Source organism: Micromonospora sp. NPDC047467, from assembly GCF_040643095.1.
Lineage (GTDB): Bacteria > Actinomycetota > Actinomycetes > Mycobacteriales > Micromonosporaceae > Micromonospora.
Genome location: NZ_JBEYTO010000003.1, coordinates 334,430 through 349,813 on the forward strand (window position 1 = coordinate 334,430; position 15,384 = coordinate 349,813).

General features: G+C 73.2%; 15 protein-coding genes. 6 read left to right on the forward strand and 9 right to left on the reverse strand.

Annotated features, from left to right (window positions below; translation table 11 throughout):
- The 5 genes from ABZ780_RS10230 to ABZ780_RS10250 form a co-directional block, all read right to left on the reverse strand.
- Complete coding sequence (locus tag ABZ780_RS10230) at positions 1–2,715, reverse strand: FtsX-like permease family protein (RefSeq protein ID WP_357004930.1); 2,715 nt, start codon at positions 2,713–2,715, stop codon at positions 1–3.
- Positions 2,712–5,897 carry an ABC transporter permease gene (locus tag ABZ780_RS10235; RefSeq protein ID WP_357485577.1) on the reverse strand — a complete coding sequence of 1,062 codons (3,186 nt, stop codon included), beginning with the start codon at positions 5,895–5,897 and terminating at the stop codon, positions 2,712–2,714. Before ABZ780_RS10235 ends, ABZ780_RS10230 begins: the two co-directional genes overlap by 4 nt.
- A gap of 128 nt (positions 5,898–6,025) precedes the next feature.
- Complete coding sequence (locus ABZ780_RS10240; RefSeq protein ID WP_357485578.1) at positions 6,026–6,181, reverse strand: hypothetical protein; 156 nt, start codon at positions 6,179–6,181, stop codon at positions 6,026–6,028.
- Positions 6,178–6,384 carry a helix-turn-helix transcriptional regulator gene (locus ABZ780_RS10245; protein WP_053653506.1) on the reverse strand — a complete coding sequence of 69 codons (207 nt, stop codon included), beginning with the start codon at positions 6,382–6,384 and terminating at the stop codon, positions 6,178–6,180. Before ABZ780_RS10245 ends, ABZ780_RS10240 begins: the two co-directional genes overlap by 4 nt.
- Positions 6,384–6,863, reverse strand: a complete 480-nt coding sequence (locus ABZ780_RS10250; RefSeq protein WP_357004923.1) for a DUF2975 domain-containing protein — start codon at positions 6,861–6,863, stop codon at positions 6,384–6,386. Before ABZ780_RS10250 ends, ABZ780_RS10245 begins: the two co-directional genes overlap by 1 nt.
- 158 nt (positions 6,864–7,021) lie before the next feature.
- On the opposite strand from ABZ780_RS10250, the gene ABZ780_RS10255 reads away from it, so the two are divergent.
- Positions 7,022–7,588, forward strand: a complete 567-nt coding sequence (locus tag ABZ780_RS10255) for a sigma-70 family RNA polymerase sigma factor (protein WP_357004920.1) — start codon at positions 7,022–7,024, stop codon at positions 7,586–7,588.
- On the forward strand, positions 7,585–8,667 hold the full coding sequence (locus ABZ780_RS10260) for a hypothetical protein (protein WP_357485580.1): 1,083 nt from the start codon (positions 7,585–7,587) through the stop codon (positions 8,665–8,667). The genes ABZ780_RS10255 and ABZ780_RS10260 overlap by 4 nt, the downstream gene beginning before the upstream one ends.
- 90 nt (positions 8,668–8,757) lie before the next feature.
- On the opposite strand, the gene ABZ780_RS10265 is transcribed toward ABZ780_RS10260, so the two are convergent.
- Positions 8,758–10,008: a DUF222 domain-containing protein gene (locus tag ABZ780_RS10265; protein ID WP_357004914.1), complete on the reverse strand. Its 1,251-nt coding sequence runs from the start codon at positions 10,006–10,008 to the stop codon at positions 8,758–8,760.
- A gap of 121 nt (positions 10,009–10,129) precedes the next feature.
- Positions 10,130–11,167: a non-homologous end-joining DNA ligase gene (gene ligD / locus ABZ780_RS10270; protein ID WP_357004911.1), complete on the reverse strand. Its 1,038-nt coding sequence runs from the start codon at positions 11,165–11,167 to the stop codon at positions 10,130–10,132.
- A gap of 47 nt (positions 11,168–11,214) precedes the next feature.
- On the opposite strand from ligD, the gene msrB reads away from it, so the two are divergent.
- Positions 11,215–11,619, forward strand: coding sequence for a peptide-methionine (R)-S-oxide reductase MsrB (gene msrB / locus ABZ780_RS10275; protein WP_357004907.1), 405 nt, complete (start codon positions 11,215–11,217; stop codon positions 11,617–11,619).
- Between the two features lie 152 nt (positions 11,620–11,771).
- Here the strand turns inward: msrB and ABZ780_RS10280 are convergent, their stop codons facing one another.
- Both ABZ780_RS10280 and ABZ780_RS10285 read right to left on the reverse strand, forming a co-directional pair.
- On the reverse strand, positions 11,772–12,371 hold the full coding sequence (locus ABZ780_RS10280) for a DUF305 domain-containing protein (RefSeq protein ID WP_357004904.1): 600 nt from the start codon (positions 12,369–12,371) through the stop codon (positions 11,772–11,774).
- Between the two features lie 62 nt (positions 12,372–12,433).
- A complete protein-coding gene (locus tag ABZ780_RS10285; RefSeq protein ID WP_357004900.1) occupies positions 12,434–13,177 on the reverse strand; it encodes a lytic polysaccharide monooxygenase in 744 nt (247 codons plus the stop codon).
- A gap of 240 nt (positions 13,178–13,417) precedes the next feature.
- On the opposite strand from ABZ780_RS10285, the gene ABZ780_RS10290 reads away from it, so the two are divergent.
- The 3 genes from ABZ780_RS10290 (at position 13,418) to ABZ780_RS10300 (ending at position 15,292) form a co-directional block, all read left to right on the forward strand.
- Entirely contained in the window at positions 13,418–13,678 is a 261-nt protein-coding gene (locus ABZ780_RS10290; RefSeq protein ID WP_053653495.1) for a hypothetical protein, read from the forward strand.
- A 180-nt stretch (positions 13,679–13,858) separates the two neighbouring features.
- On the forward strand, positions 13,859–14,803 hold the full coding sequence (locus ABZ780_RS10295; RefSeq protein WP_357004897.1) for a DMT family transporter: 945 nt from the start codon (positions 13,859–13,861) through the stop codon (positions 14,801–14,803).
- A 33-nt stretch (positions 14,804–14,836) separates the two neighbouring features.
- On the forward strand, positions 14,837–15,292 hold the full coding sequence (locus tag ABZ780_RS10300; protein ID WP_357004894.1) for a GNAT family N-acetyltransferase: 456 nt from the start codon (positions 14,837–14,839) through the stop codon (positions 15,290–15,292).
- Positions 15,293–15,384 lie beyond the last annotated feature (92 nt).

Genomic DNA, 15,384 nt, shown 5'->3' on the forward strand with positions numbered 1-15,384 from the left:
TCAGCTCTCCTCTCCGAGCCGGAGCACCTCACCGAGGCGCAGCCGGCGGTTGTTCAGGGCTTCGACGACGACCGCGAAGCCGAGGGCGACCGCCCCGAGCGCGAACACCGCGACGACGAGACCGGGCTCGAAGGCCACCCGGACCGGTACGCCGCCGGTGAACGCGGTCAGGCCGAGCACCGGGTTGAGCAGCAGGGGCAGCACCGCCCCGACGAGCGCGCCGGTCAGCACCGACGTGCCGACCAGCGGGGCCAACTCGACGAGCAACAGCCCTCGCCACTGTCGGCGGGACAGGCCGAGGGTCCGCAGCCGGGACAGCACCTGACCGCGTGCTCGCGCGCCGGCGAGCACGGTGAACGCGATGGCGAGCAGCCCGAGCGCGGTGCCGCCGGCGGCGCCGGCCGCGAAGCCGAAGGCCAGCACACCGTTGGCACCACCGTCGCCGAGGTCCCGCCGGACGCCGTCGCGGGTGTCGACCGTCACGCCGATGTTCCGTTGCAGGCCGGTCACCGTTCCGTCGCGCTGGTAGCGGTCCTGCCCCTGGTCGCCGACTTGGCGCAACACCTCCGCGTCGAGCCGGTCCCCGGCGACCAGCAGGCTGGTGGGCACGGGCTCGGTGTTGCGGGCTGGCAGCGCCTGCCAGGGCAGGATCACGAACCGGCTGGTGCTCTCCGACAGCAGCGGGAAGCTCTCCTGCGAACCGGCGACCCGGAACTCGTACCGCTCGCCCTGCACGGAGACGAACGCCGAACGGTCCAGGCCCGCCCGGGTCAGGTCGGCGGCGACCGCCGGGGAGACGATGGCGGGCAGCGGTCCCGCAGCGGGCTGGGCGCTCGGCAACGCGGCCGGTACGGGCAGGTCCACACCGGACTCCCGGCTCACCGCGCTCAGACCCGAACTGTCCACCACCAACACCGCCACCGGAGCGACCCGCGCGTCGGTGCCGAGTGCGTCGGTGGCCAGCCGCTGATCCGGCTCGTCCAGCAGCCGGGTGACGGCCCGAACCCCGGGCAGCGCACTCAGCGCGTCGAGGGTGTCCGGGGCGAAACGTTCGCCCCGGACCACCGCGTCGCCGGGAACGATCCGCTCGACGGCCCGGTCCCGGCTCGCGTCGACACCGGCGGCGACGACGGCGCAGAACGCCGCCGTGCCGATCGCCAGCACCACGACGACCAGCGGGGCGGCCACCGCGGAACGGCCGGCCCGCGCGGTGCCGAGGAACGTCACGCTGCCCCGGGTCCGCGCGGCGAGCCGGCTGACCAACCGCAGAGGCCAGGGGTACGCGCGCAGCGCGAGCACCGCCGCGGCGATCGCGAGCAGCACCGGCACCGACACCAGCAGCGGGTCCACCTCGCCGAGGGTGAGGCCACGTCGGCGCAGCAGCACCGCCGCGAGCCCGGCCAGCAGCAGGAGGAAGACCTCGATGGTGAGCCGGCGCGCTGACGGGCGGAGCCGGACCAGGTCCCGGCGGGCCGCCCCTCCGGTCGGCACGGCCAGCGTCGCCAGCGGCAGCGCGAGGGTGACCAGCACGGTCGCCGCGGCGGCATACGGCGCGGTCGAGTCCGGGGCACCGGGGAACAGGGTGCCCAGCCACCAGCCCAGCGCGGCGGCGACCGGCACCACCAGCAGCGACTCGGCGAGGCTGCGCCGGGCGCCGGCGGTGGCCGCACCCCCTCGGGCGCGCAGCAGCACGAACTCCGCGCGGCGTCGGCGGGTGGCGAGGGTGGCCGCGAGCACGATCAGCCCGGCCAGGGTGGCGAGCACTCCGGCCGCGATCACCGCGAGCAGGGTCCGGGCGGCGTTCAGCTGGGCGGCGAACGCCCGCAGCGGCACGTCGAAACCCTGGGTCAGGGTGAGGTCCGACGGGGTGCTGCGCTGCATTGTCTGTAGGCCGTCGATCAACTGGTCCAGGTCGCGTGCGTCGATGGAGTCGACGCCGAGTCGGTACCGCCATTCGGACCGAATCGGCCAACCCTCCGCGGCCCGCTTGTTGAAGACCGACTGGGCGACCATGCCGACGACGATCTTCGGCTGGCCATCGCCGATCGGTTCGGTGATCCGCAGCGCCGGCGGCAGCCCGTCCCACATGCCGTTCGCTCGGTCGGTGGGGCGGAACAACCCGGCCACCAGCACGGGAGACGGATCGATGATGTTGCCCTTGGCGTCGGTGTGGCCGATGCGCAGTTGGCTGCCGGCCCGCAGGTTGAGCTTGCCGGCCACGTCGACATCGAGTGCCACCTCGATCGGCCGGCTGGGAACGTACGTCTCGCTCGGCCACGCCCCCTCGACGAGGGTGCTGCTCTCCTTGTCCTGGATGCCGGGCATGACCCGCAGGCCCAGGTCGACCAGCAGTTTGCCGGCCACGAGGTCCGGGCCGGCCACCCGGGCCGGTGGGATCTCCACGCTGTGCCAGCGCTCGGTGACCGCCGAGCCCACCTGCGGCGGCATCTGCTCCGCCAGGTCGTCGAACCGCTCGCGAGCGGCTCCCGTGGCGGTCTTGATCGAGTTAAAGGGCGTCTCGCCAGTGGAGTACGAGATGTCTCGGCGGGCGGGCAGCTCATTGTTCAGCTGCGCCCGCAGACCCTGTTCAGCGAGCCGGTTGACGAGCCGGGGCACCCCGCTGACCAGCAGCGTGACCACCAGGGTCAGCACCGCCAGAAGCAGGAACTGCCCGCCGTACGCCCGGACCCGCCGGGCGGCCGCGCCGACGCTCATCGTTCTCCCCCGATTCGCAGCTGCACCGCCGCCACCCGCTTGCGGATGCCGGTGGCGATGAACGCGCTGAAGGCGAGCGCCGCCAGCAGTAGACCCACCGCGGTCAGGCCAATCGGCACCCAGGGCAGCACGAACGTCGCCGCGGGCACCGGCCGACCAGCGGCCGGGGTGAGGATGACCAGGGGGGCCATGGTGGCCCCCACCGCGGCGCCGAGCAGCAGCCCGACACCCACGCCGATGCCGGCCAGGAAGGACTGTTCGGCCAGCAACGCCCGCGCCAGCAGCCGGGGTGTCGCGCCGAGGGTGTGCAGCACCGCGAACTCGCCGAGCCGGCGCCGGGCGGTTGCCCACACGTCCACCATCAGCCCGACGAGGGCGAGCAGCACCGCGCCGAGCGCGGCGGCGAGCATCCCGGTGCGGGAACCCTGCCAGTACGGGTCGTCGGCGGCCGACTCGATCACCGCTTCCCGGTTGAGCACGGTGACACCCGGCAGTTCGCTGGCCGCCCGTGCGGCGGCTGTCGCGTCGCCAGCACCGATCCACCACTCCGGCACCGGACGTATCGTCCCGCCAGCGGCGATCAGCGCGTCTGCCGCGGCGGGCAGGTCGAGCAGCACGCCCTCTCCGGTGGTGGTCGGCACGGAGGTCAATTCCCCGACCAGTCGCGCCGGCACTGACACGCCGGAGAGGTCCAGGGTGAATTTGTCGTCGACGCGCAGGCTCAGCGCATCGCGTACCCCGGCGGTCATCAGCACCGGTACGGCCGCGGCCGGTGCGCCCGGTACGACGACGAACCGGGTCGAGTCCTGGGAGGCACGCTCCCCGCCGGGATAGTCGAGCAGGTCGCGGCTTGCCACGAGCCCGGCGGCGCCCGATCGGACCGGCACGCGCGGCCCTCCGACCCAGGTCGTCGCCCAGTCGCCGGTCAACTCGGCTGGCCGGGCCTTGCCGTCGGCGTCGACCAGCGTCAAGCCTTGCACCTGAAGCCCGTAGGTGGTGCCGGCCCTCGGCCCGCCGTCGGCTTCGAACCCGGCCAGCCTCAGCCGCGCCTCACCCACGTCCGGTAGCTGGGCCGTGAAACGCGTGGCCCGTCCGTTGCTCGGGGCGTTGCCGGCCGGCAGCCGGAAGGCGAGCCCGTCGTCGCTGGTGACCAGCAACGCCACCGCGATCTGGTGGGACCGGACGGACCCCTCGACGGGGGTACGGACCGTGCCGGTGATCGCGCGGGTGCCGGCAGGCAGTTCGATTCCGACAGGGGCGCCCCGGGCCTGGACCATCCGCTGGTAGTTGTCCGACACCGGCACGTCACTGAGGCGGTCGTCGAGCCGGACGACGCCGGCCGCGCTGGCCGGGTCGACGCCGATCACGGTCACCGGCAGGTCCTGCCGGCCGACCCGTACCTCGTCCCGCCACGCGGGCAGGACCCGGTTCACGCCCGGCAACGCGGCGAGCTGACCGGCCCGGGCCAGCGGGGCGGAACCGGACCGCTCGGTCACCCGCAGGTCGGCGCCGACCGTGTGACTGGCCTGCTCGACCTGGGACCGCTCACCGGTGCTGATCAGGGACCAGGCGAGGGTGCTGCCACCGACGGCGAGGGCGAGCAGCAGCACCGGCCCGGCGTGTGGACGCCGGCCGGCCTGCCACATGCCGAACATGGTGGCCGTCCACGGCCGCCGGTCGACGAACCGCTCGGCGAAGCGGGTGAGCGGCGGGAGCACCCGCAGCGCCAGCACGGCACCGGCCAACACGCCGAGCGTCGGCGCGGCGACCAGCAGTGGGTCGAGCCCGAGCCGGCCGTCCGAGCCGGCCAGCGGTGAGGCGTACCGGCGCAGTTGCACCCAGGCGATCAGGGCGAGCGCCACCAGCACCAGGTCGACGCTGGCCCGCTGGACGCTCGCCGCCCGGTTCGGCCGGGACCTGGCGGCCATGTCGGCCACGTAGGTGCCGGCGCCGCGCAGCGTGGGCGCGACCATGGCCACGAGGCAGCCGGCGGCGGTCGCCGCGGCAGCCGCCCAGATCAGGGTGGTGTTGCCGCCGGCCGTGGACAGTTCGGCCGACCCGCCGGGCCGGACGAACCGCAGCGCCTCCCCGGCGATCACCGGCCCGAGCAGGGCTGCCGGGGCGATCACCAGGGTCGCCTCCCGGGCGGCCAGGCCGGCCAACTGTCGGCGGGCGGCGCCACGGGCGCGCAGCAGCGCGGTCTGCGGGCGGCGGTCCTCGTGCAGCAGCGCGGCGACCAGCACCAGCGCGTACCCGCCGAGCACCAGGATGAGCAGCAGCGGGGTGGCCAGCGAGGATCGGCCCACCAGGTCAGCGCGGCCGATCCGGTCCAGCAGCAGGTCCATCTTGGTCATCGACTGCGCCGACGTGCCCAGTTGCGCTGCTTCGGGCACCGCCGTCACGGCCGCCGTCATGGCATCCCGCACGGCCGGCAGGTCGCCGACGTCGACGCCGCCGAGGTCCGGTTCGGCCAGCCAGGAGACCGTCACCGAGCCGGGGAAGGTGGCCGCGAAGTCGGCCGGGTCCAGCACGAACGGCCCGTACGAGGTCCCCGAGCCGGCGCTGCCCGCACCCACTCCGGGAGCCAGCAGCCAGTACGCCTCGGTCGCGTCACGGGGCCGCCAGGTGCCGGCGAGCACCACTTCGCCGGCCCGCTCGGTGGCGCGGTCCCGCAGCGGGATCCGCGCTCCGGCGGTCAGGCCCAGTGCCGTGGCTACCCGTTCCGGCAGGCTCACCTGGACCGGCGTCGAGCCGGCCCGGGGCCATGCCCCGCTGGTCAGCTCGGCGTGCTCGGCCAGGCCCTCCATGGTTGCCAGGTTCGCGAAGATCGGGTCGTCGCCGGTGCGGGGCACGGACCCGAGGTCGCCGGTCAACTCCCGACCGGTGCCGTACCGGGCAACGGCGACGGTGACCGGCACGCCGGCGAGCCCGTCGGCGAACTCGGCCCGCACCGCCTGGTCGCGGGTGGCGAACTCGGCGGCGTCGCGCCCGCCGGAGCCGCTGACCAGCAGGCCGCGCTCCTCGGCCGGCGACGCGGCCACCAGCGCCCGCTGCCCGGCGTCCACCGCGCGGCGGTTGTAGTCGGACAGGCCGGTGACCAGCACGACGGCGACCAAGGCGGCGATCACCGCGGCAACCAGCAGACCTCGCGCCTCGCGGGCCCGTCTCCACACCAACTTCATCCGACGCCTCCCCTGGCCCTGGCGGACCGACGACCTTCAAGACAGGTCATCCACCGGGAAAGGTTCGCGCCCGTTACATGATCGTTATTCTGGGTAGTCGGCTCGGCCCGTGCGGCCCATTCGCCGGGCTACCGGCCGCGCCGGACCGTCCGTACCCCGAAGACGACCGCGCCCACGACGAGCGCGGCGCCCAGAAACTGCAGGCCGGGCGAGTCGTCAGCCTCTCCGTGCACGATGCCGGCAACCCCGAGCGCGGCGGCGAGGACGGCGAAGAGGTACGTCATTCGTCGACCCACTCCAGGAGGTCACCGGGCTGGCAGTCGAGCACCCGACACATCGCTTCCAAGGTGCTGAAGCGAACGGCCTTGGCGCGACCGTTCTTGAGCACGGCCACGTTTGCCGGGGTGAGCCCGACCCGTTCGGCGAACTCGCCGACACTCATCTTGCGCTTGGCCAACTCGACGTCGATGCGGACGATGATGGGCATCAGATCACCGCTTCCATGTCGGTCCGCAGCGTGGTGGCCTGCCGCAGCAGCGCACGCATCACCACCATCAGGAGCCCGGCCACTGTGACACCCACCGTCAGCAGGAACAGCAGGACCGGCAGGCCGGGGTCGTCCGCGTTCAACACGACGTAGAGGAAGACGGCGACGAGCACCACCCAGGCGGCGGCGATGGCCCAGACGATCGCGTCCACCCACTTCAGGGACGCCTCGGTGAAGATGCGGTCCTTCTTGACCAGGTTCAGCAATTGCCAGGTGCAAACGATCACCACCTGGACGCACAGCACCCAGAAGACCGCCACGGCCGTCGCCGGCCATCGGAGGTACGCGTCCTGCGGCGACTCCTGCGCCATGTGCGCGAACTGCCCCGGCAGGGAGAGTGTCTCGAACGGGATCAGGACCCCGAACAGCACCACGAGGAAAACTCGGAGAGCGGCTACCGCTCGACGCTCGACAACCATGCATCGATCCTCGCTCGTTACCTATCGAATGTCAATCGGTCGCGCAATGTTCGGCACGCACTCGCCCCGATAGCGTGGGGTGGCGGATCGACAGTCGACCCGGCAGTTTTTCCGGCCGCCCCCGTCACGACCGACGCCGAACCGGACATGGAGTAGACGTGAGCTCCACGACCGAGCACGAGGACCGATTTCGACGCGTCTACGCGGCCAACTTCGAGCCGCTGCTGGCGTACGCGATGCGACGCGTCGAGCAGCCCGAGGACGCGGCCGACGTGGTGGCAGAGACCTTCCTCGTCGCCTGGCGGCGCAGCCGTCACATGCCACCCGACACGGAGGTACGGCCGTGGCTGTACGGCGTGGCCCGGCGGGTGCTCGCCAACCACCACCGCAGTGGGCTGCGCCGAGGGCGGCTGGGCGACCGGCTGCGTCAACGGCTCAGGGCCGTCATCGTCGCCGACCCGGGCAGCGAGGTGCCCGAACGGCTCACGGTCCGGGCCGCGCTGGCCCGGCTCGGTGAGCAGGACCGGGAGTTGTTGATGCTGACCTTCTGGGAGGGCCTGGAGCCGCGCGAGGCCGCCGACGTCCTGCGCATCAGCCCGGCCGCGGCCCGTACCCGGCTGTCGCGAGCCCGGGCCCGGCTGCGACAACTGGTCGGTGACGATGCGGACCCACCCGGACATGTATTCGACGTCCTGGCCGTACGCACCCCGAAGGAGGGCCGATGACTGACGCGCACCTCGACCGCATGGTTCGCGACGCCGACCCGTACCGACCCGAGGTCGTTCAGCACCTCGACGGGGCCGCGCAGAACCTCCTGGAGGAGATCATGTCCACACCGACCCTCGAACCGGTCGCCGAACCGTCGGCCAGACGCCAGAGGAGACGCCGCGCGCTGCTGAGCGGTCTCGCCAGCGCGGGTGTCGCCGCCGTCGTTCTCGGCGTGGTCGTCACCGGCTCGATCATGAACGCGGATCGGCCGGAGGACCGCCCCTCCACCCCGGCGGACACCTCCGATGACACGAAGCCGATCACCGACTGGGCCATGGTGCTCAAGGCGGCCGAGGAGAACCCACGGTTGCTGATCGACCAGCCTGGCTGGAAGGCCACCTCCGTCTACGGCTTCACCGAGAAGGACGGTTCGATCACTTTCAGCAACAACGATCGGGAACTGGAGATGAACTGGTACCCGGCCGACGTGTACGACAGCTTCCACGAGGATCGGCTCCGGGTCAGCGAGCCGGCTCAGGTGACGGTCGACGGCTGGCCGGCCGAACGGTTTCAGTACAACGAGGGTGACTTCGCGGTCATGCTGAAGCCCCGCGAGGGCTCCTTCGTCGAACTCCGGACCAGCGGCACGTGGACGCGTGCGGCGTTCGACGAGGTCCTCGCCACCGTGGTCCGCGTCGACGCCAAAACCTGGTTGGCCGCGCTGCCGGCCGAGATCGTCACGCCGCAACGGGCGACCGAGCAGGCCGCCAAGGTGCTCGCCGACGTGCCGCTCCCCCCGGGCTTCGACGTCACCGCGCTGGGCGGGCTCGGCGCCAACGACGCGTACCAGTTCGGTGCCAAGGTGACCAGCCGCGTCGGCTGCGCCTGGATAGCCGAGTGGCTGCGCGCCAAGAAGGCCGGCGACGACGACGCTCTCCGGCGCGCCGGTGACGCGCTGCGCAGCAGCCACAGGTGGACGGTGCTGCGCCAGATGAACGACGAGGGAGACTGGCCGGAGGTGTTCTGGGAGACCGCCGACGAGGTGGCCGCCGGCAAACCGCCGGCCAAGTACCGGGACTCCCTCGGCTGCGAGTAGGGCCGGAGCCGGCAGAGCCGACGGGCGGGCGGCATCAGGCATGACATCTGGGGCGGGGCGCCGGGGATCAGCGCATCCTCGGCGCCCCGGTCACGTTCGCCGGTGGTAGTGGTTGCGGCGCGGGAGTTGGTCGGGGTCGAGCCAGGCCGGCGGCACGAACTCGGGATGGCCGTCGTCGCCGAGCCGGACCGCCCAGTCACTCTGGTGGACGTGTCGGTGGTGGTGGCCGCAGAGCAGGACGGCGTTGTCGAGGCTGGTCGGGCCGCCGTCGGCCCAGTGGCGGATGTGGTGGGCGGCGCACCAACGGGGTGGCCGGTCACAGCCGGGGAAGGCGCAGCCGCCGTCCCGCAGCACCAGGGCACGCCGCAGCGGGCCGGTGATGAGGCGGCGCTGCCGGCCCACGTCGAGGACCTGCCCGGCGCCGCCGAGCACGGCGGGAAGGATCGCGGCGTCGCAGGCGAGCCGACGCACCGTGTCGGGCGTGAGCTGCACGCCGATGTCGAGGGTGCCGCCGCGCAGTTGCCGGGTCAGCCCGTCGTAGCTGGTGGTGACGACGATCTGGGCGGGGTCGCCGCCGTTCTCGGGCAGGTCGCCGGCGCGCAGGGCGAGCCGGCACACGTCGGCGAGAGCGTCGTGGCGGCGCTGCCCCGCGCTGCGGGTGTCGTCGGAGCCGGAGGGCGCGCTCAGCGGGTCGATGGCGGCACGCAGCAGCGCGGCGGCCTCCGCGTCGAGGGTGCCGGCGAGCCGGAGCCGCCCGCCGGCCTGCTCGGAGATGGTGACGTGCCGGTCGCGGGCCGCCCGCGCGGCCTCGGCGGCGAGGGCCGTCGCCGCGGCGACATCGGCGACGTCGGGTGCGACGTGGTCGAGAATCCGCGCCCCCATCCGGCGCAGCAACGACGGATCGAACTGCGCGGCCCACTCGACCAGCACGCCGACCGCCTTGCCGGCGACCTCTGGGCCCGCGGACGTCGACACCGTGGCGGCCGTGTCGGCGATGACCCGGGCCTGCTCCACAGTGACCGCCCCGGTCGCGAGGGCGCTCCGCACGGCCGGCGGGGCGGCGTCGACGGAGGCGGCGAGGCCGACCAGCCGACGGGCGGATGCGACGTCGAGTCGCAGGCGATGGCGCAACCACACGGTCGTCGACGACGCGCCCTGCGCGACCGCGGTGCCCCGACCGTCCAACTCCCGAACGAGGGCCAACTGCACCGCCGCCAGCCGCTGTTGGAGCCGGTGCGTGGCATCGAGCGCCGCGATCAGATCACGCTCGGGCAGGGCCCAGGCAGCGGCGTCGGCGCACGCCCGCACCGCGCTCTCCGCCCGCGCCAACTCATCGATCACACCCAAACATTAGAACAGGTGTACGACAACTTCCGGGCGATGCGGAACCGCTTTGGTGCGGGCGTTGACCCCCCCCTCGCTGCCGCGACACCGACAGCCCTACCGCCAGTGGGCTCGCAGGTCAGGGTTTGTCGTCGTCGGGGGTGCGCTTGGCGCGGCTGGGCTGGACCCGCTTGGGCTCGCCGGGCATCTTGGGGTGGTCGGGAGGGTACGGCAGGTCGCCCTGACCAGCGGCGGCGTCCCGCTCGGCCCACTCCAGGAGCGGGGTGATGTCCCACGGGGCGTCGTCGATGCCGGCGTGCGGGTCGCCCCGCTCGGCGAGCCGGGCGGGCACGCTGCGGAGGTCGAAGTCGTCCGGGTCGACGTCGGGCAGCTCGTCCCAGGTGACCGGGGTGGAGACGGTGGCTCGCGCGGTGGCCCGCAACGAGTACGCGCAGGCGATCGTGCGGTCGCGCGCCATCTGGTTGTAGTCGACGAAGACCCGGCTGCCGCGCTCCTCCTTCCACCAGGCGGTGGTGACCAGGTCGGGCTGGCGGCGCTCCACCTCGCGGGCCAGCGCGATGGTGGCCCGGCGCACCTCCGTGAACGTCCATCGGGGTTGGATGCGCAGGTAGACGTGCACGCCCCGGCCACCGGAGGTCTTCGGCCAGCCGGTCGCGCCCAACTCGTCGAGGAGCGCGCGGACCTCCCCGGCGGCACGGGCCGCGTCGGCGAAGTCGGTGCCGGGCTGCGGGTCCAGGTCGATGCGCAGCTCGTCGGGGCGGTCCACGTCGGCGGCGCGCACCGGCCACGGGTGGAACACGATGGTGCCCATCTGCGCCGCCCAGGCCACGTGCGCCAGGTCGACCGGGCGGAGTTCCGCCGCGCTCCGGCCGCTCGGGAAGGTGATCTCCGCAGTGGAGACCCAGGGCGGGACGCCCCGGGTCGGCACCCGCTTCTGGAAGAACGCCTCACCCTCGACGCCCTCGGGGAAACGTTGCAGCGTGGTGGGCCGGTCCCGCAGGGCGCGCATGATGCCGTCGCCGACCGCGAGGTAGTAGTGGAAGACGTCCGCCTTGGTGAAGCCCCGCTGCGGGAAGATCACCCGGTCTGGACTGCTCAGCCGTACGCTGTGCCCGGCCACCTCGACCTCGGTGACCGCTGCCTTGGTGCCAGCCATCTCGCGACCTTATGCCACACCCCCGACGTTCGACGTACCGTTGACGGGTGAGTCTTGACGACAACGAGCTGCCCCAGACCGAGGACGAGTGGCGCGTCCGGCTGACCCCCGAGGAGTTCCACGTCCTGCGGGAGGCCGGCACCGAACGCCCGTGGACCGGCGAGTACGTGGACACGAAGACCCAGGGGGTCTACCACTGCCGCGCCTGTGGGCTGGAACTCTTCGCCAGCGACACGAAATTCGACTCGCACTGCGGGTGGCCGAGCTTCGACGACGCCATCCCGGGCCGGGTCAAGGAGATCGAGGACCGCAGCCTCGGCATGGCCCGCACCGAGATCCGCTGCGCCCGCTGCGACAGCCACCTCGGGCACGTCTTCCACGGCGAGGGCTTCACCCCGAAGGACACCCGGCACTGCGTCAACTCGGTCTCCATCCGGCTGGAACCCCGCTGACCTGAGGCCAGCGCGCGAAGCCAGGGCACGAAGCCAGCGCGCGAGGCCAGGGCACGAAGCCAGCGCGCGAGGCCAGGGCACGAAGCCAGCGCGCGAGGCCGGAAGGCGAGCGGCCTCCGCGCGGCGGGAGGTGCGCCAGCGGCGTACCCCGGTCAGCTCCCGGTCAGCAGCTCGACCTCGGCGGTCCGGGACCGCTCGATCCGCCGGGCCAGGTCGCGGACCTGCTCGTTGCGGCCGACGTCGATCTGGGCTCGGGCCAGGTCGGCCGCCGCCCGCTGGTGGTCGGCGAGCACCTCGCGCAGCACGCGGTCGACGTCGGCGTCGGGTGCGGCCCGCAGCCGGTCGAGCGCGGCGTCGTCGCCGTGCCCGGCGTGGTCGTGCCCGGTCACGCCGGCGCCCGGCCCGGCCGTGGGCAGCCAGCCACGCATGGTCGACAACTCGTCGGCCTCGGTCACCTCGACGGCGGCGGCCAGGGTGCGCAGCGCGTCGTCGCGCAAGCGGCCGCCCGCCAGCCGGACGATCTGCAGGGTGCGTTCGCTGTGCCCGACCATGGTGTTCAGGAAGACCACGTCGATGCCGCTCAGCGGGCCTTCGGCGGCCGATCCGGCTGTCGACGGCCCGCCTGCCGCCGACCCGGCCGGGGCCGCGGGAGCCGGCTCGGGCGCGGCCGACGGGGACGCGGACGGCCCGGCGCAGGCGGCGGCCAGCAGCAGCGCGGCGACCAAGGGCGCCAGCGGGGTCGCGCGAGGCATGGCGGGTGCTCCGATCACGCGTGGGCGGCGACACGGGCGCGGCCGGGGCCGCGCCCGTGCGGTCAGACCTGAAGCCAGAGCGCCGGTACGTTCGGCGGCTCCCAGCCGAGGATCGCGGTGTGCGCCTGCCGGCAGCGGTACGTGCGACCGCCGTAGGTGACCTGGTCGCCGACCTGGTACGCCCGGCCGGCCGTCCAACTGCCGCCCGGCGCGGGCGGAGTCGTCGGCGCGGCGGTCGGGGTGGGCCGCGGCGTGGGCGAGGGGGTCGGCGAGGGGGTGGGCGTGGACCCGCCGCCGCCGCCGATCTGCACGTCGATGCAGGAGTAGAACGCGTTGGCGGTGTCGGAGATGTTCCACACCGCGAGGATCTTCTGCCGGCCGGAGTAGCCGCCGAGGTTGACGGTGTGCGAGACGGTGGCGCCCGGCTGTTGGCCGTTGCCGTTGACCACGGCGACCCGGCTGTTGCCGATCCAGTACTCCCAGTTGCTGGTGGCGTGCCGGGCGGTGTTGACCCAGGTGAAGGTCAGCGAGCTGCCGACCGACGTGGCCGGCCAGCCCCGGTTGTCGTCGTTGAGGACGGCGAACTGGGCGATCCCGGCGTTGCAGCTGCGCAGGCCCTTCGGCCCCTCCACGCTCTGCGGCTCGTACTTGATCTGCCCGCAGTCGGGCACCCGGCCCTGCGCGCAGAGCGCCTGCCGGCTCGGCGGGGCGGAGACGTAGCCGTGCGCCTGGGCGGGCGCGGCGACGGTGAGGGTGGCGGCGACAGCACCCGCCGCCACCAGCGGGACGGTGATTCTTCGACGCATCGGGGCAGCTCCTTCTCGGTGAGGTGCCCCTCAACGTAATTTAAACTTTGTTAACAGTAAAGAGCCTGGTCAATAAATCCATCGATGTCGGCGAGTTTGTTGTCGGGGTCGCGGCGACCCAACGGACGACACGCCAGAGCCGACACGCCACCCGTACCGGTCGAGCGGCGGCGTTCGGCCCACCCGACCTTCTGCGCCGGGGCAACCTGATAGCACATGTCCTGATACGGGAGGTTTTCCATGGCAACGTGCGAGGTCTGCGGCAACGACTACTGGATGGCGTTCGAGGTACGCACGGTCAGCGGCGACGTGCACACCTTCGACTCGTTCGAATGCGCGATTCACCGCATGGCACCCATCTGCGAGCACTGCGAAATCAAGATCGTCGGGCACGGCGTCGAGGTCAACGGCCGGTTCTTCTGCTGCGGGCACTGCGCCCGATCCGTCGAACGCACGGAGGGCGCCGAGATCCGGGACGCCGTCGGCGCCCGCCCGGCCTGACGCGGCCCGCTGCGGTACGGTCGTCGTCATGCGGCCTTTCCTGGGCGTCCTTCCCCCGCCGCGCTCCTGATCGGAGCGCCGCGCCTCACGCCGACCGGGTGACCCACCCGCTCGGCCATTTCGCCGTACGCGCTCCGTCGACGTCGTCCCCGTCAACGGCTCACCCTTCGGAGCGCATCCGTGTCCACGTCCCGTACCGCGTCGCCGGCCGCCCCTGCCCCGGCCGTCCTCCGGGCCCGCACCGGCCTGATCCAGATCACCGTCACCGGAGTGCTGTGGGGCACCACCGGCGTGGCGGTGCAACTCCTGCGCGAGAGCACCGGGCTCAGCCCGGTGAGCATCGGCTTCCACCGCCTGGCGATCGCCGCGCTCGTCCTGCTGGCGTGCACCGCCGGCCGGCTCGGCGCGCTGGTGGACGCCCTGCGCGCGGCACCCCTGCCGCTGGTGATCACCGGCGTCGGCCTCGGCCTCTATCAGGCGCTCTACTTCGCCGCCGTGGCGCTGGCCGGGGTCAGCGTGGCCACCGTGGTCAGCCTGGGCCTCGCCCCGGTGCTCGCCGCGGCCTGGGAGTCGGCGCACGCCCGCCGGATCCCCGGCCCGCTGCGCCTCGGCACGCTGGTCGCCGCCGTGGCCGGCCTCGCCCTGATCACCATGGCCACCGCGCAGCCCACCACGGCGGCGCCGGCCCCACTGCTCGGCCTGCTCGCGGCCGCCGGCTCCGGCCTCGGGTACGCGGTGACGACCCTGATCAGCCGGCAGGTGTCGCAGCACACCGCACCCATGACGCTGACCACCATCTCCACCACCGTCGGCGCGCTGACCCTCGCACCGTTCGCGCTTGTCGCCGGCATCGGCGTACCGGCCCGCGTCGACGCGGTGGCGCTGCTGCTGCACCTCGGTGTCGTCACCACCGCCGTGGCGTACGCGCTGTTCTACGCCGGGCTGCGCACCACCCCGGGCAGCGTCGCCGCCGTGCTGACCCTGCTCGAACCGTTGACCGCGGCGGCGCTGGCCGTGGCGCTGCTGCACGAGCCGCTACCGCTGCCGGTGCTCGTCGGCGGCGTGCTGCTGCTCACCGCCGTGGCCGCCACCTACCTCAGCCCCAGCCACCCGGAGACGCCCTGACCGCCCCGGCCCGGTGGGGCCTACCATCGGTGCGTGCCCCAGCAGACCACCGAACTTCGCACCGCCTTCTTCGCCGACCTGGACGCCCGCACCTTCCACGACCTGCTCAAGCTGCGCACCGACGTGTTCGTGGTGGAGCAGAACTGCCCGTACCCGGAACTCGACGGTCGGGACGTGGAGCCGGGCACCCGGCACCTCTGGCTGACCGACGGCGACGCTCCCCTGGCGTACCTGCGGATCCTGACCGACCCGGGCGACCTCGCGCGGATCGGTCGGGTGGTGGCGGCCCCGGCGGCGCGCGGCGGCGGGCACGCCAGCCGGCTGATGACCTCGGCGCTGGAGATGGTGGGCGACCGGCCGTGCGTGCTGGACGCCCAGTCGCACCTGGTCGCGTTCTACGCCCGGCACGGCTTCGAGGTCAGCGGCCCGGAGTACGTCGAGGACGGCATCCCCCACACCCCGATGCGACGCGAACCCATTGACCGCTGACGATTTGCCTGGCATTGTGCCGGGTAACGCCGTCGCAGGAGCCAGCGAACAGGCACGGGAGTGGGCACTCCCGGCAGTCCGGGTGTCGTCGT